Below are 21,141 nucleotides of genomic sequence, written 5' to 3'. Positions count from 1 at the left end.
GCGGGATTTGGGGTTTATCGGAACGGTCCGGGCAAATCTTTAATGAAAAATGCGCGGCGCCGCAGGTTACCGTTCGGCGCCGCGCCGGTCTCTTCCCGTGCCCCCGTCCCCGGTGCCCTCAAGGGGGCCGATCTCCCGGGCCGGGACGGGCGTCCCGCAGCGGCGCACTATGTCCGCTTTCGGGACACCTGTTCGCTCGGCTACCCGGTGGCGGTGAATGATTTCAGCCGGTTGCCGTTTTGGCACTGATCCTGAAACCTTAACCGGCAGGCGGAGCAGACGGCCGTCACGGTGTCCCATCCTGGGACACGGCAGGCACGGAAGAAACTACCTAGGCGAGGAGAGGCTGCCATGAACCCTAAAGATACCTATCAGCTGGTGACCCTGGAAAACGGCACCCAAGATGCCGCTTCCATTCTGAACGTCTTTGCCGAGATGGCCTCGGGAGGGCGCAAACCGGATCTGACCCTGCTCAACTACTACCACGAGGTCCCGGTGAGCTACCCGGCGACCGTGGTGGGGATCGAGGCGGACAGCGTGGAGTTGGCGGTGCACGAGCACCAGGCGATGGTCATCAAGAGCGACAACTCGACCCTGGTCAAAAGCGCCCACTTCCCCAACGGGCTCGGGGTGCACTGCTACGCCGCCTATGCCAACGTCACCAAAAAGACGGTGATCCTGCACAACTTCGCCTACGCCCAGATCCGGGCCGAACGCCGCGACGCGGTCCGGGTGCGGCTGGACCAGCCGGTGCCGGTCTGCCTCTCCAGCCGGGAGAGCAAGAGCGTCGGGACCATCGTGGACATCTCCGGCTGCGGGATATCGGTGCAGTGCGCCGAGCCCCCGGCGGTCACCCCGGAGGGGGAGGTCCAGCTCTCGTTCGGGGTGCTGGGGACGATGCTCTCGGTGTCGGCCGCGTTCGTCCGGACCATCGCCAACGGGGAGGAGGGGCCGATCTGCAGTTTTCAGCTGCGACCGGACAGCCGCGCGGAAAACCTCATCGGGCGCTTCATCTACCAGCGCCAGATCGAGATCATCCAGGACCTGAAAAGCCGCGTCGCGGCCTGAAATATTCACATTTTCTCCTTCCGGATGGAGTAGTATCGGTTTTGGAGGCCGGCATCGACGCGGCCCCCGGAAAGGAGAACGGCACATGAAACGCACGATCAAGGTAATTCTTTCCGCTGTGGTACTTTCCAGCATGCTTTCGGGGTGCGTGATCTGGCCCTGGTGGGGCGACGAGGGACACGGGCATGGCCATTATCACGGAGAACGCGGAGACTGGCACGGCGGCGAGCACGAAGGGCGCCGCTGACCCGGGAGCGGTCCCGGCGGCTTCCCCGAGCCGGGGGGAGCCGCGCCCCGTCAGTTCGCCGAGCGGGCGGGGGAGCGGGAGTCCCGACCCGGGGTCCGGGCCGGTTCGGTCCGCGTCCGGCAGCACCCCGAGCGGCGCTACGAGGTTCGAAGTGGCAGGTTTGCTCAGACACTGCATGATGACGACGGTCAAGGCGATCCTGGCGGTGAAGGACGGTTTCGAAAGGGCCTGCCTGCCGCGGGTGAACCCGCCGCCGCCCCAGTCGGGTATCACCCGGTCCGCGCTTTTGGAGCGCTTCCCGCGCTTGCTGGAGCCCCCGGGGAGCGGGGTGGAGTGCAGCGAGGGGTGGTTCCCGATCGTGTGGGATCTTTGCGCCGCCATCGAGGCGCTGGAACAGCTCGGCATGCCGCGCGGCACCACCTGCCGCGCCGAGGGGAAGCTGGGGGGGCTCTTCCTGAGACTCAACACCTCATCCCACATCGTGAAGGAACTGGCGCGGGAGGCGGAGCGGCAGGCCGCCCGGACCTGCGAGATCTGCGGCGCCCCCGGTCTGCTGCGCATCGGCCCCGGGTTCGCCAAGACCCTTTGCGATGCCGACGCGAAGATCCGCCGCGTCGCCCGCTCCGACGCGCACGTCTGCGCCGGGGGGCGCCCCGAGGTGATCTTCATGGACACCGAGTTCACCGATCTCGACTACCCGCAGCTGATCAGCATCGGGCTGGTATCGGAAAAGGGGGAGCGTTTTTATGTCGAGCTCAGCAACGGCTGGAGCCGGGAGAGCTGCTCCGATTTCGTCCGGGAGCAGGTCCTGCCGCAGCTGGTGGGGGGGGACTTCTTCCAGGAGCGCTATTACGCCGGGCGGCGCCTGACGGCGTGGCTGGCCGGGCACGCGGTCCCGGTCCGGGTGGTGACCGACGCGCCGCGCTACGACTGGCCCCTGATGAAGGACCTGATGGGGGGCGTCCTTCCCGCGAACCTGGTTCCCGAACCGCTGAACTTCTACGCGGAAGGGTTTCCCGAACTCGCGCCCAAGCTTCTGGAGTCCCGGAAACAGGCGCTGAGGCGTTCCACGCCACACCACGCGCTGCGCGATGCCGAGGCACTGCGCGAGGCCTGGGAGGTGATGCTGGAAAACGTCCACCCGGCGGTGCTCGAACAGTACCTGCGGCAGTTTTGAAGGCCAAACAAGCGCTGACGCAAAAGGGCCCCGGTGGGATCACCGGGGCCTTTTGCGTCAGCGAAGCTATCTCCCCAAAGAAGGTCTGTCCTTTGCTCCCCCCTTTGGCAAGGGGGGAGGGGGGATTTGCCTTTAGGTTCTCGGTTCTAACTCTCGTAAGGGCTGAACCTTAGGGCAAATCCCCCTTCGCAAAGGTGGACTTCACCCCTTCGTCAGCTTCCGATCCCGCGCAAAAGCTCCTGGAGCTGGCTTGGGGTGTACGGCTTGGTGATCAGCCCCGCCAGATCCTCCTTGGGAATGCGGCTGGTGATCCCCTTGTCGCCGAAGCCGCTGGAGACGATGATCGGGAGCTCCGGGTTGATCTTTTTCAGCTCGAAGAAGAGCTGGTACCCGTCCATCACCGGCATCCCGATGTCGGTGATGACCAGGTTGATCCGGTCGCAGGCGGCCCGGTACCACTCCAGCGCCTCCTGCCCGTTGGTCGCCTCCACCACCTCGTACCCGAAGCTGGCGAGGATGGTCCGCGCGATGTCCCGCACCTGGTCCTCGTCCTCGACGAGCAGTATGGTGCCGCTCCCCCGCCACGGTGCGGCCGGACGCACCGGGAGGGTCGGGATTCCGGTCCCCGCTGCCCCGCCGGGACGCGCCGGGAGATAGATCCGGAAGGAGCTCCCCTGGCCCGGCGCGCTCTTCACCTGCAGCGCCCCGCTGTGCCCCGAGATGATGCCGAGGGTCGCCGACAGCCCGAGGCCACGCCCGGTGAACTTGGTGCTGAAAAACGGCTCGAAGATGTGGCGCCGGGTCTCCTCGTTCATGCCGCAGCCGTTGTCGGTCACCTCCAGGCGGACGTAGCGTCCCGGCAGGATCGGCCGCCCCACGTGGTCCTTCTCGGGATGGGCCGCATCGATCACCCACGGCGCGAGCGCCACCTCGATTTCCCCCTGCGCCTCCCCGATCGCTTCGGTCCCGTTGATGACGAGGTTCAGCACGATCTGCCGGATCTGGCTCGCATCGCCGTGCACCGGCGGGACCGGCTCGATCCTCGACCGGATCTGGACGTTCTTGGCTCCCGCCGCCCCGAGCATCTCCACCATGTCCTGCACCACGGTCCGCAGGTCGATCTCGCTTTTGGCGCTCTGGCTGTGGCCGGCATATTCCAGCATCTGGCGGCAAAGCGCCGCCGCCCGCTCCGCCGCCTTCTCGATCTCGCCCAAGTGCTGCTCGGTCTTTTCCGGCGCCATCCGCGCGAGCGAACAGTTCCCGATGATGACCGCGAGGATGTTGTTGAAGTCGTGGGCGATGCCGCCGGCCAAAACCCCCAGGCTCTCCAGGCGCTGGGTCTCCTGGCACTGTTGCTCGAAGGCAAGCTTTTCCGCCTCGGCTTCGCGGCGCCGGGTCACGTCCTCGGCAAGCCAGATGGTTCCCCGGGCCGGATCGAAGGGGTCGATGGCCCGCCCGACGAAACGGGTCAGGATGGTGCCGTCCCCCCCGGGGAGTTCCCGTTCCGCCTCGAAGACGAGCCCCTCGGTGAGCAGTGCGCTCCCCTCCTGCTCCAGCCGCTCCAACGCCGTCTCGGGTGCCAGGGGGGCGTCCGGTCCCGCACTCCCCCTGCGGAACATCTCGCCGAACTTGCGGTTGCTCCAGACCATCTTCCGGTCCACCACCTTGGCGATCCCGATGGGGGCGTTGGTGAGGATCACGTCGAGCTCGTCGCGCAGGACGCTCAGCTCGTGGGTCCGCTCCTCGACGTGCTGCTCCAGGGTCTCGTTGATCTGCTGGATCTCCCAGAACTGGGTGGCGAGCGTCTCGGAGGCGTCCTGGAAGTTGTCGATCAGGCGGTGCGCCTCGAGCACCCCGCTGCTGGGCCAGTCGATGCCGGAGCCCCGGGCGACCTGGGCGGGGAGGTCCCGGGTGATCGCCTGGAGCCGGTGCAGCGTCGCGATCAAGGCCCGGCTGAGCGCCTCGGCGAGGGCGAGCGCGCCGAAAAGGATCAGCAACTGCACCAGCAGCTTCCCGGTGTACTTGTCGAAGATCGCCTTTTGCAGGGGGGCGATCGGCTGTTCCAGGATCAGCTTCCATTCCGCCAGGTCCCCGACGGTCGCTTCGGTGACATAGAACGATTTCTTCCAGCGCTCTGAGGCGGGGGTGGTGGGGGGAAGTTTCGGGATCCACTGGCTGATCTGCGGGTCCAGCCGCTGGAGCGTCCCCTCGGAACGGGTGAACCGGCTCATCACCTTCTGGTCGCTGCGGTTGGTCATGATCACGTTGCCGTTTTTGTCGATCAGGGTGTAGAGCTTGCCCCCGTGCTCGGTGCTGCGGGCCAGGTAGGCACGCACCTGGTCCAGCGACAACACGCCGATCGTATACCCTGCGTACCGGCCGCCGGCGACGACCGGGGCGACGACGCTGACCACCGGCTTCGGGGGCCCGATGCGCCCCATGACCATCTCCGAGAGCATCGGCTTGAGCCGTTCCTTAAGGACCGGGATGAAGGGGCGGTCGGCGAAGCTCCGTCCCAGGTTGCTGTGCCCCAGCTCGTCGGCCCGTGGGGCGAAGGCTACGGTGATCGCGTCCCGGTCCAAAAGGCCGATGCGCAGGAAGTTGCCGTCCCCCCTCCGGGTCTGCTCCAGAAACGGCTGCATAGCGGACGCCCCGGTTTTCGCCGCCCGTTCGGCGAGCGAGATGATGGGCCACTTCCGGTTCGCGACCCAGGTGTCCAGGCGCTGGCGGTCCAGGGAGATGTCCTGCAAAAGCGACTGGCGGATTCCCAGGTCGGCCTCGGCGAAGTCGGAGCGGCTGCCGAGGGCCAAAAGGAGCAGGGTCGGGGCCAGGGCGAAGAAGGCGAGGAGGTTGTAGACGATGTCCCGGTAGGAGGTGAACTCGCTTCGGGTCGCGAGCCGGTACCCGGTATAGATGAGGCGGGCCACCAGCGCGTTGGTCACGCCGTTGATCGCCTGCTTGGTCATGGTGAGGTAGGTGTTGCTCAAGGGGATGTGCATGGCGCCGTGGTAGCAGAGGTACACCAGCGGCATCCCCAGCACGAGCCAGTAGAGGAGATCGGCAAACACCAGGGTCACCTTGCGCCGGTTTACCAGCCAGCCGACCGCGGCGACCTCCGCGGTCAGGATGAGGACGGCGTAGGGGTGGTTCCAGAGAACGACGGTATAGCCGGAAATGAGCGCCGCGGCGACGATGCCGGGGAGAGGACCCAGGAACTGCAGCGCGAGGAAGGCGAAGATGGAGCCGAAGATGAAGTCGATATTGAGGAAAACGGGGAATTTGAAGTAATTGCCGGCAACCCCCAGGGTGACCAGTAGAACAAAGGGGACGACGCAATCTTTGAGGCGCCGGGCGGGGCTGGCATCTGGCGAAGTCGTCATGGTCGGTCCTGTTACCATTGCCGCTGGCTGCTCTGCCAGGACATCGGGAAGTTGAAGCACCTTGGCGATCGACCGAACCTTCAATTACATGGAAAGCCGACTCTTGTGCCAGCAGTGAATGGCACAGCGAGTCATCCGCTTTCCTTATGACAGCGATCCTACTTTTTCAGACTTTCTCAGAGAATTATCATATACTCTTATAAGTGAAAATCAACTTACAAATTGCATCCCGCCCCGGTGACTGATACTGTTTTGTTGCCACCCCCCGCACCTTTTGTTTTTCCCGGAGTATCCATGATCCGACGATCGGAAAAAGCGACCCCTGTCGAGAGCGTCTCCGTCTCCGGCGTCCCCCCCCGCGAGGGGGGCCCCCTCTGCGCCGGCAGCTGCCTGCCGGAGCCGGCCCCGTTCCGGGACGAGGGGCTCTCCGAGCTGGAGCTGGGGGAGCTCGACCTGGAGGAGATCATCGACGTCCCGGCCCTTCGGGGGCTGGTCGACGACTTCTACCACCTGACCCGGATGCCGATGGCGCTCATCGACGTCAAAGGGAAGGTGCTGATCGGGGTGGGGTGGCAGGAGATCTGCACCCAGTTCCACCGGATCCACCCGGCTACCTGTAAAAACTGCATCGAGAGCGACACCCAGCTCACCGCCGGGGTCGCCCACGGCAATTACAAGCTCTACAAGTGCCAAAACCACATGTGGGACGTGGCCACCCCGGTCATGATCGGCAACCGGGCCTTCGGCAACTTCTTCATGGGGCAGTTCTTCTTCGACGACGAACCGATCGACTACGACCTGTTCCGCGCCCAGGCAAGGAGGTACGGCTTCGACGAGAGGCGCTACCTGGCCGCCCTGGAAGCGGTCCCCCGGCTGAGCCGGGAGACGCTGGACCGGAGCATGTCCTTTTTCATCCGGCTCGCCGACCACCTCTCCCGTCTGAGCTACAGCAACCTCAAACTCGCCCGCGCGCTCAACGAGCGGGACCGCCTGATGACTTCGCTCGCCGAAAGCGACCAGCGCCTGCAGCTCTTCATCGAACACGCCCCGGCGGCGCTCGCCATGTTCGACACCTCGATGCGCTACCTGCACGCGAGCCGGCGCTGGCTGGCCTGCTACGGGATCGAGGGGAGCGACCCGATCGGCAGGAGTTACTACGAGATCTTCCCGGAGCTTCCCCCGAAGTGGCGGGAGGCGCACCGGCGCGGGATGGCGGGGGAGGTGCTGCGCTCGGAGGGTGACCGGGTGGTGCGCCGGGACGGCTCGGTGCAGTGGATCCGGTGGGAGATCATTCCCTGGCGCGACGCGGCCGGGGACGTCGGGGGGATTCTCATCTTCTCCGAGGACATCACGGAGTTGAAGAAGGCCGAGGACATCCTGCGGCGCTACGAATTACTGGTGGGGTACAGCCGGGACGTCATCCTGGTGGTCCGGCGCTCCGACGGCCGCATCCTTGAGGCAAACGCCGCCGCGGCGCGCAGCTACGGCTACGACCACGACGAGATCCTGAAGCTGACCATCAGCGACCTGCGCGCCCCGGGGGTACGAGCGGTGACCGAGGCGCACCTGGCCCATGCCGACGCCGAAGGGCTCCTCTTCGAGACGCTGCACTGCAGAAAGGACGGGAGCACGTTTCCGGTCGAGGTGAGTGCCCAGGGGGCGACCATCGGCGGGGAGCGCACCCTGATCAGCGTCATCCGCGACATCACGGCGCGCAAGGTGGCCGAGACCGAGCTTTTGCAGGCCAAGGAGGCGGCGGAGGCGGCAACCCGCACCAAGAGCCAGTTCTTGGCCAACATGAGCCACGAGCTGCGCACCCCGATGACCGGGGTGCTGGGGATGCTCGACCTCGCCCTGGGGAGCCACCTCGACCCGGCCCAGCGCGAATTCATCACCGCGGCGCAGACCTCGGCGCGCTCCCTGGTCCGGATCTTAAACGACATCCTGGACCTGACCAAGATCGAGATGGGGAAGTTCAGCATCGAGGAGCGGCCGTTTCTGGCGCGGCGGTGCCTGGAGCAGACCTACAACATCCTTTTGCCGGCGGCCAAGAGCAAGGGGCTCCACCTCAACGTCTCGGTAGGGGCGGAGGTTCCGGAGGTGCTGGTGGGGGACCAGACCCGGCTGAGCCAGGTCCTCACCAACCTCGCGAGCAACGCGGTGAAGTTCACCGAGCGGGGGGAGGTCGACCTGCGGGTGAGCGCGGAGCCGGGCGCCGCCGGGGAGTGGCGGGTGACCTTCAGCGTCGCCGACACCGGGATCGGTATTCCCGAGGACAAAAAGGACCGACTGTTCCTGGCCTTCAGCCAGGTCGATGAGTCCCACTCGCGCCGGTTTGGCGGCACCGGCCTGGGGCTCGTGATCAGCAAACAGATCGTGGAGCGGATGGGGGGGACCATTTCCTGCCAAAGCTGCGAGGGGAAGGGGAGCGCCTTCTCGTTCACCCTCCCGCTGCACAGCCGCGCCGTGCCGCCCGAGGCGGAACGCGCCCCCGAGGCGCCGCCCGAGCCGGTGCCTGCCGCGCCTGACGCATCTGCCGGGGTCGCGCCGGCGGGGAGCCCGGCACACCGCATCCTGGTCGCCGAGGACGACCCGGTGATCCGCGACGTGCTCCGTACCATGCTGATCCGTGCCGGGTTCTCGGTCGAATTCGCCCTGACCGGGGCTCAGGTGGTGGAGCTTTGGGAGCAGGGGGACTACGACGTGATCCTGATGGACGTGCAGATGCCGGTATTGAACGGCTTCGAGGCGACCGCCGCGATCCGGGCGCGGGAGCGGGAGCGCGGCGGCCACACCCCGATCATCGCCATGACCGCCCATGCCTTCAAGGAAAACCAGGAAAAGTGCCTTGCGGTGGGGATGGACAGCTACGTGAGCAAGCCGATCGATTTCAAACAGGCGCTGCAGGTGATCCGGGGGGTGCTGGCCGCGCGGCCGGGGGAGGGGGAGGGGTGACACCTCGGAGGGAATGTCTGGAGAGGAGAACGCCATGAGCTCAACAACTTCGGATGCGGTCGTCCTGGTGACCGGCGGGGCCCAAGGGATCGGCAAGGGGATCGCCCGGCATTTCGCCAAGGCCGGGATGCAGGTGGTGATCGCGGACCTCGACCGGGAGGCGGTGGAAGAAAGCGCCGCGGAACTGGGGAGCCGGGTCACCGGCTTTGCCGCGGACGTCGGCGACGAGGGCTCGGTGCAACTGCTCCTGGAACGGGTCGCCGGCCGGTTCGGCCGCCTCGACGTCCTGGTGAACAACGCCGGGATCGCGAACCCGGTCGCGGCGCCGGTGGAGCGGCTGGAGCTGGAAAGCTGGAACCGCGTCATCACCACCAACCTGACCGGCGTCTTTCTCTGCACCAAGCACGCCGTACCGCTTTTGCGCGTGGCGCACGGCTGCATCGTCAACATCGCGTCCACCCGGGCCCTGCAGTCCGAACCGGACACCGAGGCGTACGCGGCGAGCAAGGGGGGGATCGTGGCGCTGACCCATGCGCTCGCGGTGAGCCTTGGGCCCGAGATCCGGGTGAACTGCGTCAGCCCCGGCTGGATCGAGGTCCACCCCTGGAAAAAACGTGAGCAGCGCCGGGAGCCGCAGCTCAGTCCCGAGGACCACGCCCAGCATCCGGTGGGACGGGTGGGGACCCCGGAGGACGTCGCGGCCCTGGTCGCCTACCTGGTCTCCCCCGGCGCCGGCTTCGTCACCGGGCAGAACTTCGTCATCGACGGCGGGATGACCCGGAAGATGATTTATGTTCCATGATTTCGCACCCATGTGTGCGTAGGGGCTATCCTTACAATTTTTTTCTAAAGATCTCCTTGGCAACTGTCGATGGGGGAAGAAAATCCCAGCAGGAGGTCTTGTGGTATGGCTCTGATTATGTGGACCAGCGCTCTCAGTGTGAAGGTGAAGAAATTCGATGACCAGCATAAAAAGCTGGTCGACATGGTGAACGATCTGCACGAAGCGATGAAGGTCGGGAAGGGGAAGGAGGTCATGGGTAAGGTGCTCGACAACCTGATCCAGTACACCGCCACCCACTTCAAAGATGAAGAACTGCTGATGAAACAGCACAACTTCCCCGACTTCGACCGGCACAAAAAAGAGCACGACCAACTGGTCTCCCAGGTGCTTGCCGTGCAGAAGCAGTTTCATTCCAGCAGCCTGCCGATTTCGAGCTCGGTGATGGAGTTCCTCAAGAACTGGCTGGCCAAGCACATCCAGGGCGATGACGCGAAGTACGGCCCCTTCTTCAACAGCAAGGGGATCGTCTAAGGTACGGCCTGATTGGACGACACAATTCGAGCCCCGGAAGGCACCTCGTGGTGCGGGACGGGCGGGCTCGCTTGAGTAGGGGACATGTCAACGGAGCCATGCCCCTTTTTTCTTGCCCGGAATGGCCCCCCGGGGACCGGGCCTGCGCCTACATTTTCTTGACATTCCCTCCCATCTGGCGATGATAGGCCATCTCGAAAGCCGACCGCTTCACCCTCAAAAGGCCCATGCTCCCCCCTTTGCCAAAGGGGGAAAACTCCCCCTAATGCTATGGGGGACAATTCCGCAAATCCGATTGGGTCCCTTACATGTCCCTGAGAAACCTGCGCATCCTGATCGCCGTCGCCCGCAAGGGGAGCTTCGCCGCCGCCGCGGAACAGCTCGGCCTTACCGATTCCGCGGTGAGCCTGCAGATGAAGAAGATGGAGGAGGAGTTCGGCGCCACCCTCTTCGAGCGAAGCGGACGGAGCCCCCGGCTCAACGCAAGCGGGCGGCAGGTCTTGGAGCGTGCCCAGGAGATCGTGGCGCTCTACGACGGGATCAAGGCGGAGCTCACCCCCGAGGGGATGGTGCGCGGGGTCCTCGCGCTCGGGGTGGTCCCGACCGTCATCACCGGTCCGCTCCCCCCGGTGCTGCGTCGGCTGCGCGACCGCTATCCCGAGCTCAACGTCCGGCTGCACAGCGCCCTCTCCGTCGAGCTCTCCCGCCTGGTGGACGAGGGGGACCTGGACGCCGCGCTGATCACCGAGCCCCCGGTCGCGGTGCCCGAAGGGGCCGAGTGGCGCGAGTACGACGTGGAGCCCTTCTTCGTCGCCGCCCCGGCCGGCATCGGGGCGCCTTCGGTGGAGGAGCTCTTCGACCGCTTCCCGTTCGTCCGCTTCGACAAGACCGCTTGGGCCGGGGCGATGGTGGACGGCCAGCTGATGGCCCGGGGGATCCATCCGCGCGACGTGATGGAGCTGAACTCCATCGAGGCGGCTTTAGGGTTCGTGGAGCAGGGGCTGGGGATCTCCGTGGTTCCGTTGAACCGGCAGCGGGTCCTGGAGGCGCAGCGCCGCTTCACCCTGATCCCCTTCGGCGACCCTCCCCTGGTGCGGCGGGTCGGCCTGTACCGGAAAAGCCGGCAGCCGCGCCGGATGCTGACCGATCTCCTCCTGGAAGAACTCAGCCGCGCGTGTGGACTCTCAAGAAATACTTGATGATGGATCAAGTATTATCAATTTTTATTGCAGCTTCTTCTGTGCTAGGGTGAGTTCCATCCCACGCTCTTTCTGGAGGAGGCTGTCATATCCGCCGTCACCCAACCGCTGGTCCCGGTTCTCGCCCTGATCCTCGCCGGCTTCCTGCTGCAGCGCACGAACTTTCTCGCCCCCGCCTTCTGGCCCTCCGCCGAAAAGCTGACCTATTTTCTCCTGATGCCGGCCATGCTCATTCACAACCTGGCCGGGAAGAAGATCGGCGATCTCCCGTGGCTGAAGATCCTGGTGACGGTCGAGGGGGGGATCCTGTTGAGCGCGGTGCTGGTGCTCCTTTGGTGGGCGTCGAACCGGGATCTGGACGGTCCGGCCTTCACCTCGCTCTTCCAGGGGGGGGTCCGTTTCAACACCTTCGTGGCGCTCGCCCTGGCCGAGAACCTCTACGGTGCCGACGGGCTCTTCGTGGCGGCGTTGGGGGCGGGGTTCATGATCCTTTTGATCAACGTCCTGTGCGTGACCGCCTTTTCCCTCACCGTGACCGGCGGCGCCCGGCCGACCCCGGGGAAGATCGCCCTCGACCTTTTGCGCAACCCCCTGATCATCGGCTGCGCCGTCGGGGTGGGGCTGAACGCCACCGGGCTGAAACTCCCGGTGGCCCTGGACGGGATACTGTCCTTAAGTGGCCGGGCCGCCTTTCCCCTGGGGCTTTTGGCGGTCGGCGCCGCGTACCGGGCGGGGAACCTGGTCCAGCACCGGAAGACCCTGGTGGTGAGCTCCGTCATCCAGTTCGTCATCAAGCCGGCCGCCGCCTGGTGGCTCGCGACGGTGCTGGGGCTGACCGGCATGGCCGTTTGCGTCGCGATACTGCTGTTCAGCGTCCCCACCGCGCCCACCGCCTACATCCTCTCCCGGCAGATGGGAGGCGACCACGAAAGCATGGCCTCCATCATCACCGTCCAGACCTGCCTCTCCTTTCTGACCCTCCCGGTCACCCTCTGGCTGATGCAGGGGCTGCCGCACGGATAGTCGTCCGGCCGTTCGACTCCCCCTATGACAAATCCCCCTATCGACTCCACCCTTTGACAAAGGGGGGGCGCTGGGGGGATTTGCTTCTGAGGCGCTCAAAAAATGGGGAGCGGCTGCCTTTCCAAACCAAGCAGCCGCTCCCCTTTGCTCGTTTCCCCCTTTTCTTGCCCCAGGTGCCGCTTCGAAGCTGCCGGACCGGCCCGATCGGCGGTGGCCGCCGGGACCCGGGGCTCACTGGCAGGGGGGCCTGCCAGTGAGTTTTCTCCCGGGCTTCTTAATTGGTGCGCGGGGCAAGGGAGACGGTTTTGGCTGCGCCCCAGCGCTTGGTGTTCCAGAAATACTGGCGCACGGTCATGCTGGTGGCGTTGGGATCGACGGAGACGACCTGGTAAGACAGGTAGTTCGCATTGGTCGAGGACGCCGGTTCGGTTGCGGAAGCCTCTCCCTTCATCGGGGAGTCGACCCGGAAGACATTCAGGCTGACGTCGTTGTTCGGACCGGCGAAGGTGTAGAACTGGTTCCAGTTCGAGTTGCCGTGGAAATAGGCGACGACGTTCTTGTGGTTTTTGAGCCAGGTTGCCAGCGCGGCCTGCTCGGGCGCACTGGATCCGCCGGAGGTCGCGGCGGTGGCATAACCCCCGTTCTCCCCGTACACCAGGTTCTCGAACTTGTCGGTGGAGTTGATGGTGTGGGTGCCGTTGGGGTTCATCAGGTGTTTGGTCTCGATGTCCGGCTGATCGTGGGTGAAGATGACGACCGGCTGGTTGGCCGGGACGCCGGCCAGGTCGCTCTCCATCCAGGTGCGGGCGGCGCTATCCGGCCACATGCCGAGGAAGACGAAGTGGACGCCGCCGACCTCTTTGGAGTAGTAGACCCGGTGGGCTGCGTAGCTTTCCGCTGCGGTAGCCGCGTTCGGCGTCGCGCCGATGAAGTCGGCGTTGGTGAGGCTGCCACCCAGCATCAGGTTGTAGATGTTGACGTAGGAGGTGGCGTCGAAGGCCGGGCTCATGGCCTTGTAGTAGCCGATGGCGTTGCTGACGTCGTGGTTACCGGGAACGAGGAAGAGCGGGGCCTTGACGTTGTTCCGGTCCTTGACGGTCAACCCCTGGAGGTAGTCGGCGTAGAACTGCCCCCAGGACGTTGCGGCGGACTGGATGCCGGTTTCCTGCCGGTTGGCGATGTCGCCCGTGTTGACGACGAAGTCGATGGAATTGACCGCGGTCGAGCAGGCGAAGACGCCGCCGTCGCAGGGAAGCGCGGTTGCCGGCAGGGCGTTGATGGTGGCGACCAGCGCCTTGTTGACCGGTTGCGCGGCGATGGCCCCGTTGGCAATCGGTGCGGTTGCCGCACGGGAGATGCCGTAGTGGGAATCGGAGGTGTAGACGAACTGGGTCGGAACGGTGGTGTTGACGAAGATCGGGTTGCTGTAGAACCAGAGATCGTTCCAGGCGTCGTCGGCGGTGTTCAGACCCGGGGTGTTCTTGAGCGGGTTGCCGGCTGCGTCGGTGCCGTATACGGTTCCGGACACCGAACCGACCGTCCGGGTGACGTTGACGTCATAGCCGAGGTTGGTGCCGCGGATACGGAAGAACATGTCCCCCTGCACGTCGGCGGTGTAGGTCATGGTGGCGTAACCTTGGGCATCGACGGTCCACTTCGGATTGGCGGAGTTCTGGTCGTTGTCGAAGGTCGCGACCACGCTGGCGACGGTGGGGTCGATGGCGTTATAGGCCGGGTTGGGGGTCACGCCGTCGGCGAGGAACTTGGCGGCTTTAGTCGGGTTGATACGCCCCTGGATCAGCTGCACGTGATGAACGGCGGGAGCCTGGCAGACGTAGCCGGCCGAGGCGTTGACGCCGGGCTGGCAGTTGCTGGCGGCCGGCGACCTGAAGCGGATCTGCACCGTGACCCTGTTCCCCTTTTTCACCGGGAGGGTCTCCCCCATGGTGGCCGACTTGTTTCCGAACGGAGTCTTGAAGACGACCTTGTAGTCGAGGTCGTTGATCAGGTCGCCGTGGACCGAGTAGGAGTTGCCGGAGCGCAGGCCGTTGATGACGTCTTCCTGGGTGAAGGTGCTGCTCGTGGGGAGGGCGGTCTTCACCTTGGTGTAGGTCTTCTCGTACTCGCCGGGCCAGAAGTCGATCCCGGCGTTGGTGCCGTCATCGTGGAAGTCGGAGTTGTCGAAGTTGAAGAACCTGCGGCCGTCGGCCAGCAGGTTGTCCCAAAGTCCGCCGACCTGGGCGACATAGATGCCGGCGCCGCCGTAGGTGCCGCCGCCGCAGGCGCCCGCGCCGAATTCGCCGCGGTTGGGTCCCTTGTCGTGTCCGGGAATCCCTTCGAAGCCGAAGGCGACCGAGGGGCCGTTGTCGTTCATGTCGCGAAAGGCAGCGATGGAGTAGCCCCCCACGCCGCACCCGGCCCGCTCGACGTGGGCGGGGATGATGTAGCCGGTGGCCGGGTAGTTCGCCTGCATCCACTTGACGCCGTCGATGGTCTTGTTGTGCAGTTTGTTCAAACCGAGCACGGCAGAGAAGTCCGGTGCGGAAGCGTTGTACGCGGAATTCTGGGCCTTGCCGCTCCACCCCATGGTGGTTGCCGTCGTTGTGGTGCTGGTCCCGTCGGTGTCGGCGTTGTCGAAGCGGTACTCGAACTCGGCGATCGCCTTCGCGTTACTGGATGCGATTCCGGTGCTGCCATGCTCGTGGCCCGGTACGTTCCACTCCATGCCGGAGATCACCACCTTGTTCGGGTAGGCGCTGCGGATGCCGGCGAGCCAGTCCGAGGCTCCCAGGTAGGCCGGGCCGGTGTAGCCCGGGAGGTCGGACGTTTTGAGGAGGCTCTGCCAACGCCACATCTGTCCCCCGGCGGCATCGCCGAGGGCGGGGTTGGGGGAGTAGGTCGTCCAATTGTTGCCGAAGCCGTCGCGTGCGCGAAGGCCGCCATGCTCCGAGTTGGTGAAGAAGTCGAGCCCGTTTCTGAAGGCGCTCGGGCCGGTCCCTTTCTTGTAGAGGCTCGTGGTGTCGGTGACGGCGGTGGACGCAATGCACCCGGTGGTGGCGTCCGAGCAGGTCAGGTCGTTCATCGGCCAGCTGCCGTCGGTATACGTGGTGTGGTTGTGAAAATCGCCGAGCATCCACTTTTCGGCGGCCAGGGCCGAGCCGGCGGAGAGCACGGCAACGGCGAGAACTGCCGCGGCTAGTTTGCGGTTAGCTTTCATTCCTTTTCTCCCAGTACGTTGGTATGAGGTTTACTGCTGCTTGCGGCGGAAACCGGCCAGGGCAGCGACGCCGGAGCCGAGAAGGTAGATGGCCCCCGGAATCGGGGTGGGCGCGGCGTCCATGTTGGGGCCGAAGGTGCCGACCGCCCCCGCTACGCCGGCGGCCGAAGTCCAGGTCGCGGGGAGTGCGGAGTTGTCGCCGTCAAAGGCGTCGGCTTGGTAGGTGACGTTGTTGAACTTCAAGCCGGAGAAGCTGTTGGTCCCGCCGAACTCGGTGCCCGTCGTGTCGGCGGTGTAGGCATAGCTGCCGGAACCGACGGTGGCGGCGAGGGTGTAGCTCTTCCCGCCGGCGATGACGAAGGAACTGACGTCGGCCATGCGGAAGTACCCGTTCATGCTCCCCTGGCCCGCGCCGATGGTGACGGAGGCAAGCCGGGTCCCGGCGGCGTCGTAGAGGGCGACCGAGTGGGCCTCGGACCCGGTGCCGTAGAGATCGAAGTAGCCGAGCTGGTTGACGAAGAGGTCGCTCGTCGTGGTGAAGCTCCACCCGATGAGGTTGATGGTGCTCCCGGTGGCATCCTGGGTGAAGGTGTCGGCAGGGGCGTCGAAGTTGACCGCGAGCGAGGCGTGGGCCGCCTGCGCGCCGGCCGTCAGGGAGACCGCCAGTACCGCGGTCAGCAGCAGTTTTTTGATGCTCTTCATGTGCTTTCTCCTTTTGATCATTTCAGTGGTAATTGCAGGTACTTCATTGGGTTTTCTTGGTTGCGGTTGAATTGCACCTCGGAGGGCGGGAGACAGTCGCCGGTGACCGATCTGGTCTTTTCGGGTCGGCACCAAGCCTGAACCCGCAGCTTTAGCCAGCTGCCTTCGCCCCGGGGCGGAAAGCTACCTCCTTTCGTGGAGCCAGGTATTTTAACGACGCCGTGTCTGCGGTCGCTTTGCGGCGGCTGAAGAAGCGGTAAAACGAGGGCGCGGCAGCGCCGGGCCGGGCGGTACTCCCGCTGCACCGGTCGCGGCGAGGCCCGGCCCTCAAGCGGGACCAATCCCGTTGCCGGCCAAAGGGCGACGGCGCTTTCGCGCGGAGAAAAGGGAGCCGGCCCGCGTGGCGGGCGCGGTCCTTCCCCTTCGCCGTCCGGCGACGGATTAAACGTAGGTTACGGTGCGGGTGGTCGAGTCAGCGCGCGAGCTTCGGCGCGCCGCGCTGGTCAGGCTGGGGATGCGCGTTCGGGGAAAAGAAGGGGGGAAACGGCAGGGAAGGGTTTCGGGCCGAAATCGGCGGGGCGGGTCGTGGGGCGACCCGTACCGCGGTCTTTCACGAAGGCGATGCGTGCAAAGGGAAGGACGTCGGCGGCCGGGGAGAGGTGCACCGACGTGGAGCCGGAGACGGTGGCATGGCCGCTGACATAGTGGAATTGATCGTCGTTGTCGTAGTACGAGGCGTCATGATGCTGGTGCAGCAGTGCGATGCCCACCTGCAGCATCAGCAGCACCAGAGGCACCGACATAAGTACTGCCAGCATGTGGGAGGAGAGGCGACGCATCGGTTTCATTATCTCCGCTCAAAGGCAAAAAAAAGCCCAGTGCAGGTGAAATGATCACCTTGCACTGGGCTTTCTGGGTCCTGTGGTGAGGCAGGGCAGCAAAGTTCCCGGCAGCATCTCTTCGCGTTCGTGTGGGCAGAATTGATGCCGGATTCTGCCAGATGATTAAGTCATTCATGTTAATCATCTGTTAAATTTCAGTGACGCCTCTCCTTTTGTCGAATGTCCGTCCTGCAGGCGAAAAAAAAAGGGGACCGCTGCTTTTCCAAACCGAGCCGCCGGTCCCCTTTTCTTGTCTCAGCCCTTCGTGCCCCTTTTTCGGGGCAGAACTCCCCGTACCAACGCGTCACTTAAGCGGCAGGTACACCTCGGTCACCAGCTCATGTTCCGCGACCTCCGGCATCAGGTTCACGTAGCGGAAAAAGAGCGGAAAGTCGCGCAGCTTCTCCCCGCTTTGCGGGAGCCACTCCCGGTAGAGGGGGTAGATGGTGTCCCCCATCCGGTCGTGCGACCCCTGGTGCAAAACCATCGCGCAGCGTCCGCCCGGGATGACGCCGCTCACCACCCCCTGCGGGTTTTCCGGGACCGGCCCGGTCACCTCGCCGCAGATGTCAAAGCGGAACTGCTCCGGCTCGGTGGTTTCCGGGTCGTGGTAGGCGATCCCGAAGGTGCGGCTCGTTTTCACCGGGGACAGCCCGGTCTCTTTGCGCCATGCGATGAAGACCTGCGCCGAATGGTTGATCTTTTCCGGTGCGCCCTGGTGGGCCAGGACCGCGATCTGGGTCTCGGCAAAATCGACAATTTTCACGTCCATCGTCACTCTCCTTTTACTGGGGGGGAGCCGGAACCGCTCGGTCCACGGCTGCCACTGGGGGGATTTTCGGAATTGAGACGGCGATTGTCCGCAGAGCTGCCGGAAGGCGCGGGTGAAGGCCTCGGGGCTTTCGAAACCGGCATCGAGCGCGATGTCGATGATCCGTGCCTCCCGGCCGAAGACCAGGCGGTAGGAAGCCTGGCGGAGCCTCAGTTGCCGGAGGTAGGCCGAGACGCTCATGCCGACGTACAGGGAGAACTGCCGGTGGAAGTGGAACTTGGAAAAGTGCGCCACCTGGCTCAACTGTTCGACGGTAAGCGGTTCGTCCAGATGCTTTTCGATGTACTCGAAGACCCTTTCGAAGCGCTGCGCGTATGCCTTTTCCCGATCCATGTTCACCCGTTCGCCACCTCAATTCGTGAGGCGATCCTACCCCAACGCCCGCCGGCAATCCTGACCGAAATTGCTCAATCACGTAGCATCCCGATTCCCGGCAGAAAAGGCAAGCCTTCATCGCCGTACACCCTTAATCTCCCCCCTTTGCGAAGGGGGGCGGGGGGGATTTGCCTCTGGGGTTTTTCTACATTGGTATGATGGGCACCCTGTGCCGTAGCGTTGGAGCGTCGGTGGGTAGAGGGCTGCCCACCCTGTGAACGGTCGGTGGTGTCGACTGGTGATTGACGCCGCAGCCCCGCTGCGGTAGCCTGAGATGCTATTCCAAGCCGGCCCGGCGGCTACGACCGGGAAGAGAGGAGGTCACCCATGTTCGAGATGCAATACAACGAAGAGATGGAAGCCGAGGTACGGAAGCTGGAAGCGAAGAAGCGGGCGACCGAGGCGGGGCACCCGGAGTGGGACAATGCCTGCGCGGTGTGCGGCACCGAGATCGCCGGCACCGACAGCGACCGCTGCGGAAGCTGCGTTGCGAGTTAGCGGGAGATTGCGGTCAGTAAAAGTATTGGATTGCCCTAAGGTAAATCCATGGTATAACCATCCGATTATTGCTCCAGAAAGGATGAAGACCTGCGATGACGTGGCGTTAAATGCAACAATTTCGGGAGGTTGTCGTGCGAGGGGTAATCTGCCTACCGTCCATCTTCTTGCTCTCCCTGGTGCTCTTGAGCTGCTCCTCAGCTCGGAACGCCACCGGTTCCCTCCCTGCTCCCCTTCCGGTCACCAACCCAGCCGACTGGAGTTACCAGAAAGGCGGCATCTCTATTCATCTCAGGGCCGATCCCAAGCTCAACCTCTTCCGTAACACCCCCCATACCTTGCTTCTCTGTATCTATCATCTCCGCGACCCCAACGGCTTCCAGCAATTGCAAAGCGAAAAAGACGGACTGCAGCGGCTGCTCGAATGCAATCGCTTCGACCCGAGCGTGATGCATGCCCGCACCCTGGTGGTTCAGCCCGGCCAGGAGATCGAAGAGTTGATGGACCGCGCCGACGGCGCGAAGTTCATCGGCATCGCCGCCGGCTATTTCAAGGGGGATCGCAAGCTTGCGACCCGCGCCTACCCGGTGCCGCTGATCGAGGAAATCCGCGGGGGAGGGGTCACTCAGATAACCCAGAGACTCAGCATCCACCTTTACCTGGGACCGCACGGCATCACCGAGTTCCAGGACGATGCAGGCAAGGACCGCAAAAACAATCCGCAACCCCAGAAAGATCCGGAAAAACAAAACTACCTGAAGAGCGCCTATCTCTATGGCCCCACCGCCTTGTTTCATTCATCCCTAATCGTTTCACCCATTCTTCTTTAGTCAGACCGTTTCTAAACTCTCTGTTCCAGCCGTACCGCTCAAGGAGGGTGATGATGAAGGTCGACCGGCCCGTTTTTTGGTACCAAGGGGTGTTCCTACAGCCGCAGCACTTCCAGTTGCAGGATCGGGGCGCGGGTGCTGCACCCATACCGCTCTTAAAGTACGGACGGCCCCATTTCTGGGGCGTCGGCGGGTTTGCTCTCGATGCGACCGCCTTGGACGCCGGGGTAGTTTCCGTTCCTTCCGGAGCCTTTCTCTTTCTCGACGGCACCTACGTGGAACTCCCGGGCAATGCCGTGCTCCCTTCCCGTCCGTTCGATCCCTGCCTGCTCCAGGGAAAGCAGCTTTTGCTCTATCTTGGGCTGCGCCGGTGGAACGAAGCCGGCGAGAATGTAACGGTGATCACTTGGCCGGAGGAAGCGCGGCAAGCGGAGACCCGGTTCGTCACTCGGGCGGATCCCGAGGAGGTGACCGACCTCCATGCACGGGGACCGGCGGCGCAGGTAAAGCGTCTCGATCATTTGCTGAAACTTTTCTGGGAGACGGAGCTGGATGCCGCCGCCGAGTATCTGCTGGTTCCGCTGGCGCGGTTGGAAATGGCTGGTTCGGTCCGGGTGACGGAGCGCTTCATTCCGCCGTCGCTGGTCCTTGCCGCGAGCGAACCCCTTTCCCGCCTGGTCCGGGAGATGCGGGATCAAATGGTCGGCCGGACCAGGCAGCTCGGGGCTTTTCATAAACAACGGGGACCGAAGACGGAATTCGGCTCGCGCGAGATGACGTGCCTATTGGCCCTGAGAACGCTCAACCGCAACATCGCAGTGCTGTCCCACTTCATCGAGTCGGGGGACTCGGTCCACCCTTGGGAGGTGTACGGCACGTTGCGGCAGGCGGTCGCCGAGCTTGCCGCCTTTTCGGCCGGTGCCAACCCGGTCGGAGGCGCTGAGGACGCGACGCTCCTGCCTCCCTACGACCACTCCGATCTGTGGGGGTGCTTCTCCGCTGCACAAATCCTGCTCACCCGGCTTTTGTCCCAAATCACCGCTGGGCCGGATTACGTCGTGCGCCTCATCCATGATGGCGTGTATTACGCGGCCGATTTGAAACCGGGCCAACTGGAGCCGGGAAACTCCTACTTCCTGGCGGTCCGCAGCGCGGAGGAGTCCTGTACCGTGTTGGCCGCCCTGGACTCGGTGGCCAAGCTGAGTGCCCGGGATCAGCTTCCAATCCTCTCCTCACGCGCACTCCCGGGGCTCCGCCTGGAGCCACTGGTCAATCCTCCTCCGGAACTCCCGCGCAACTCCCGCACTCTGTACTTCTCCATCGATCATCAGGACCCGCAGTGGGATCTGGTAACCAAGGGGCACAACCTGGCCCTGCATTGGGACCGCGCCCCCGAGGACCTGGAGGTCGACCTCATGATCCTTTCCCCGTTGTAACCGCTC

Annotated in this window: 17 protein-coding genes; 12 read left to right on the top strand and 5 right to left on the bottom strand. The window is 64.4% G+C overall.

Annotated elements, in window-relative coordinates:
• Window positions 1–42 precede the first annotated feature (42 nt).
• From JFN93_RS07525 to JFN93_RS07510, 4 genes are all read left to right on the top strand, one after another.
• Window positions 43–249, top strand: coding sequence for a hypothetical protein (locus JFN93_RS07525; protein ID WP_199383389.1), 207 nt, complete (start codon window positions 43–45; stop codon window positions 247–249).
• Between the two features lie 102 nt (window positions 250–351).
• Window positions 352–1,068, top strand: coding sequence for a PilZ domain-containing protein (locus JFN93_RS07520; protein WP_199383388.1), 717 nt, complete (start codon window positions 352–354; stop codon window positions 1,066–1,068).
• Between the two features lie 85 nt (window positions 1,069–1,153).
• The gene (locus JFN93_RS07515) at window positions 1,154–1,315 is read left to right on the top strand and encodes a hypothetical protein (RefSeq protein WP_199383387.1); all 162 of its coding nucleotides are present in this window, start codon (window positions 1,154–1,156) and stop codon (window positions 1,313–1,315) included.
• Window positions 1,316–1,466: 151 nt separating this feature from the next.
• Window positions 1,467–2,492, top strand: coding sequence for a 3'-5' exonuclease family protein (locus tag JFN93_RS07510; RefSeq protein WP_199383386.1), 1,026 nt, complete (start codon window positions 1,467–1,469; stop codon window positions 2,490–2,492).
• A gap of 212 nt (window positions 2,493–2,704) precedes the next feature.
• On the opposite strand, the gene JFN93_RS07505 is transcribed toward JFN93_RS07510, so the two are convergent.
• Entirely contained in the window at window positions 2,705–5,872 is a 3,168-nt protein-coding gene (locus tag JFN93_RS07505) for a hybrid sensor histidine kinase/response regulator (RefSeq protein ID WP_199383385.1), read from the bottom strand.
• A gap of 294 nt (window positions 5,873–6,166) precedes the next feature.
• On the opposite strand from JFN93_RS07505, the gene JFN93_RS07500 reads away from it, so the two are divergent.
• The 5 genes from JFN93_RS07500 to JFN93_RS07480 all read left to right on the top strand — a co-directional run bounded on the left by JFN93_RS07500 (window position 6,167) and on the right by JFN93_RS07480 (window position 12,364).
• Complete coding sequence (locus JFN93_RS07500) at window positions 6,167–8,827, top strand: PocR ligand-binding domain-containing protein (protein WP_199383384.1); 2,661 nt, start codon at window positions 6,167–6,169, stop codon at window positions 8,825–8,827.
• A 34-nt stretch (window positions 8,828–8,861) separates the two neighbouring features.
• Window positions 8,862–9,629, top strand: a complete 768-nt coding sequence (locus tag JFN93_RS07495; protein WP_199383383.1) for a glucose 1-dehydrogenase — start codon at window positions 8,862–8,864, stop codon at window positions 9,627–9,629.
• 105 nt (window positions 9,630–9,734) lie between these two features.
• On the top strand, window positions 9,735–10,142 hold the full coding sequence (locus tag JFN93_RS07490; RefSeq protein WP_199383382.1) for a bacteriohemerythrin: 408 nt from the start codon (window positions 9,735–9,737) through the stop codon (window positions 10,140–10,142).
• 308 nt (window positions 10,143–10,450) lie between these two features.
• Window positions 10,451–11,341, top strand: coding sequence for a LysR family transcriptional regulator (locus JFN93_RS07485; RefSeq protein ID WP_199383381.1), 891 nt, complete (start codon window positions 10,451–10,453; stop codon window positions 11,339–11,341).
• A 225-nt stretch (window positions 11,342–11,566) separates the two neighbouring features.
• Entirely contained in the window at window positions 11,567–12,364 is a 798-nt protein-coding gene (locus JFN93_RS07480) for an AEC family transporter (protein WP_236021578.1), read from the top strand.
• A gap of 274 nt (window positions 12,365–12,638) precedes the next feature.
• On the opposite strand, the gene JFN93_RS07475 is transcribed toward JFN93_RS07480, so the two are convergent.
• The 4 genes from JFN93_RS07475 to JFN93_RS07460 all read right to left on the bottom strand — a co-directional run bounded on the left by JFN93_RS07475 (window position 12,639) and on the right by JFN93_RS07460 (window position 18,329).
• Window positions 12,639–15,581: a metallophosphoesterase gene (locus JFN93_RS07475; protein WP_199383380.1), complete on the bottom strand. Its 2,943-nt coding sequence runs from the start codon at window positions 15,579–15,581 to the stop codon at window positions 12,639–12,641.
• A gap of 30 nt (window positions 15,582–15,611) precedes the next feature.
• Complete coding sequence (locus JFN93_RS07470) at window positions 15,612–16,283, bottom strand: DUF4082 domain-containing protein (protein WP_199383379.1); 672 nt, start codon at window positions 16,281–16,283, stop codon at window positions 15,612–15,614.
• Window positions 16,284–16,786: 503 nt separating this feature from the next.
• Window positions 16,787–17,131 (bottom strand): hypothetical protein, encoded by a 345-nt coding sequence (locus JFN93_RS07465; protein WP_199383378.1) that lies wholly within the window; start codon window positions 17,129–17,131, stop codon window positions 16,787–16,789.
• Between the two features lie 337 nt (window positions 17,132–17,468).
• Window positions 17,469–18,329: an AraC family transcriptional regulator gene (locus JFN93_RS07460; protein ID WP_199383542.1), complete on the bottom strand. Its 861-nt coding sequence runs from the start codon at window positions 18,327–18,329 to the stop codon at window positions 17,469–17,471.
• A 369-nt stretch (window positions 18,330–18,698) separates the two neighbouring features.
• Between JFN93_RS07460 and JFN93_RS07455 the strand changes: the two genes are divergently transcribed.
• From JFN93_RS07455 to tssK, 3 genes are all read left to right on the top strand, one after another.
• Complete coding sequence (locus tag JFN93_RS07455; RefSeq protein ID WP_199383377.1) at window positions 18,699–18,869, top strand: hypothetical protein; 171 nt, start codon at window positions 18,699–18,701, stop codon at window positions 18,867–18,869.
• Between the two features lie 134 nt (window positions 18,870–19,003).
• Window positions 19,004–19,699, top strand: a complete 696-nt coding sequence (locus tag JFN93_RS07450) for a type VI secretion lipoprotein TssJ (RefSeq protein WP_199383376.1) — start codon at window positions 19,004–19,006, stop codon at window positions 19,697–19,699.
• 50 nt (window positions 19,700–19,749) lie between these two features.
• Entirely contained in the window at window positions 19,750–21,135 is a 1,386-nt protein-coding gene (tssK, locus tag JFN93_RS07445; protein ID WP_236021576.1) for a type VI secretion system baseplate subunit TssK, read from the top strand.
• The last annotated feature ends 6 nt before the right edge of the window (window positions 21,136–21,141 follow it).

The organism is Geomesophilobacter sediminis, assembly GCF_016458275.1.
GTDB classification, from domain to species: Bacteria; Desulfobacterota; Desulfuromonadia; order Geobacterales; family Geobacteraceae; genus Geomesophilobacter; species Geomesophilobacter sediminis.
Note: the sequence above shows the minus strand (reverse complement) of the source record. Positions and strands in the feature narration are given on the sequence as shown.

Excerpts from the sequence above, each read along its gene's own strand:
- JFN93_RS07525 (WP_199383389.1), top strand. The coding sequence starts at position 43 with ATGAAAAATGCGCGGCGCCGCAGGTTACCGTTCGGCGCCGCGCCGGTC.
- JFN93_RS07520 (WP_199383388.1), top strand. The coding sequence starts at position 352 with ATGAACCCTAAAGATACCTATCAGCTGGTGACCCTGGAAAACGGCACC.
- JFN93_RS07515 (WP_199383387.1), top strand. The coding sequence starts at position 1,154 with ATGAAACGCACGATCAAGGTAATTCTTTCCGCTGTGGTACTTTCCAGC.
- JFN93_RS07505 (WP_199383385.1), bottom strand. The coding sequence starts at position 5,872 with ATGACGACTTCGCCAGATGCCAGCCCCGCCCGGCGCCTCAAAGATTGC.
- JFN93_RS07500 (WP_199383384.1), top strand. The coding sequence starts at position 6,167 with ATGATCCGACGATCGGAAAAAGCGACCCCTGTCGAGAGCGTCTCCGTC.
- JFN93_RS07495 (WP_199383383.1), top strand. The coding sequence starts at position 8,862 with ATGAGCTCAACAACTTCGGATGCGGTCGTCCTGGTGACCGGCGGGGCC.
- JFN93_RS07490 (WP_199383382.1), top strand. The coding sequence starts at position 9,735 with ATGGCTCTGATTATGTGGACCAGCGCTCTCAGTGTGAAGGTGAAGAAA.
- JFN93_RS07485 (WP_199383381.1), top strand. The coding sequence starts at position 10,451 with ATGTCCCTGAGAAACCTGCGCATCCTGATCGCCGTCGCCCGCAAGGGG.
- JFN93_RS07480 (WP_236021578.1), top strand. The coding sequence starts at position 11,567 with ATGCTCATTCACAACCTGGCCGGGAAGAAGATCGGCGATCTCCCGTGG.
- JFN93_RS07475 (WP_199383380.1), bottom strand. The coding sequence starts at position 15,581 with ATGAAAGCTAACCGCAAACTAGCCGCGGCAGTTCTCGCCGTTGCCGTG.
- JFN93_RS07470 (WP_199383379.1), bottom strand. The coding sequence starts at position 16,283 with ATGAAGAGCATCAAAAAACTGCTGCTGACCGCGGTACTGGCGGTCTCC.
- JFN93_RS07465 (WP_199383378.1), bottom strand. The coding sequence starts at position 17,131 with ATGAAACCGATGCGTCGCCTCTCCTCCCACATGCTGGCAGTACTTATG.
- JFN93_RS07460 (WP_199383542.1), bottom strand. The coding sequence starts at position 18,329 with ATGGATCGGGAAAAGGCATACGCGCAGCGCTTCGAAAGGGTCTTCGAG.
- JFN93_RS07455 (WP_199383377.1), top strand. The coding sequence starts at position 18,699 with ATGTTCGAGATGCAATACAACGAAGAGATGGAAGCCGAGGTACGGAAG.
- tssK (WP_236021576.1), top strand. The coding sequence starts at position 19,750 with ATGATGAAGGTCGACCGGCCCGTTTTTTGGTACCAAGGGGTGTTCCTA.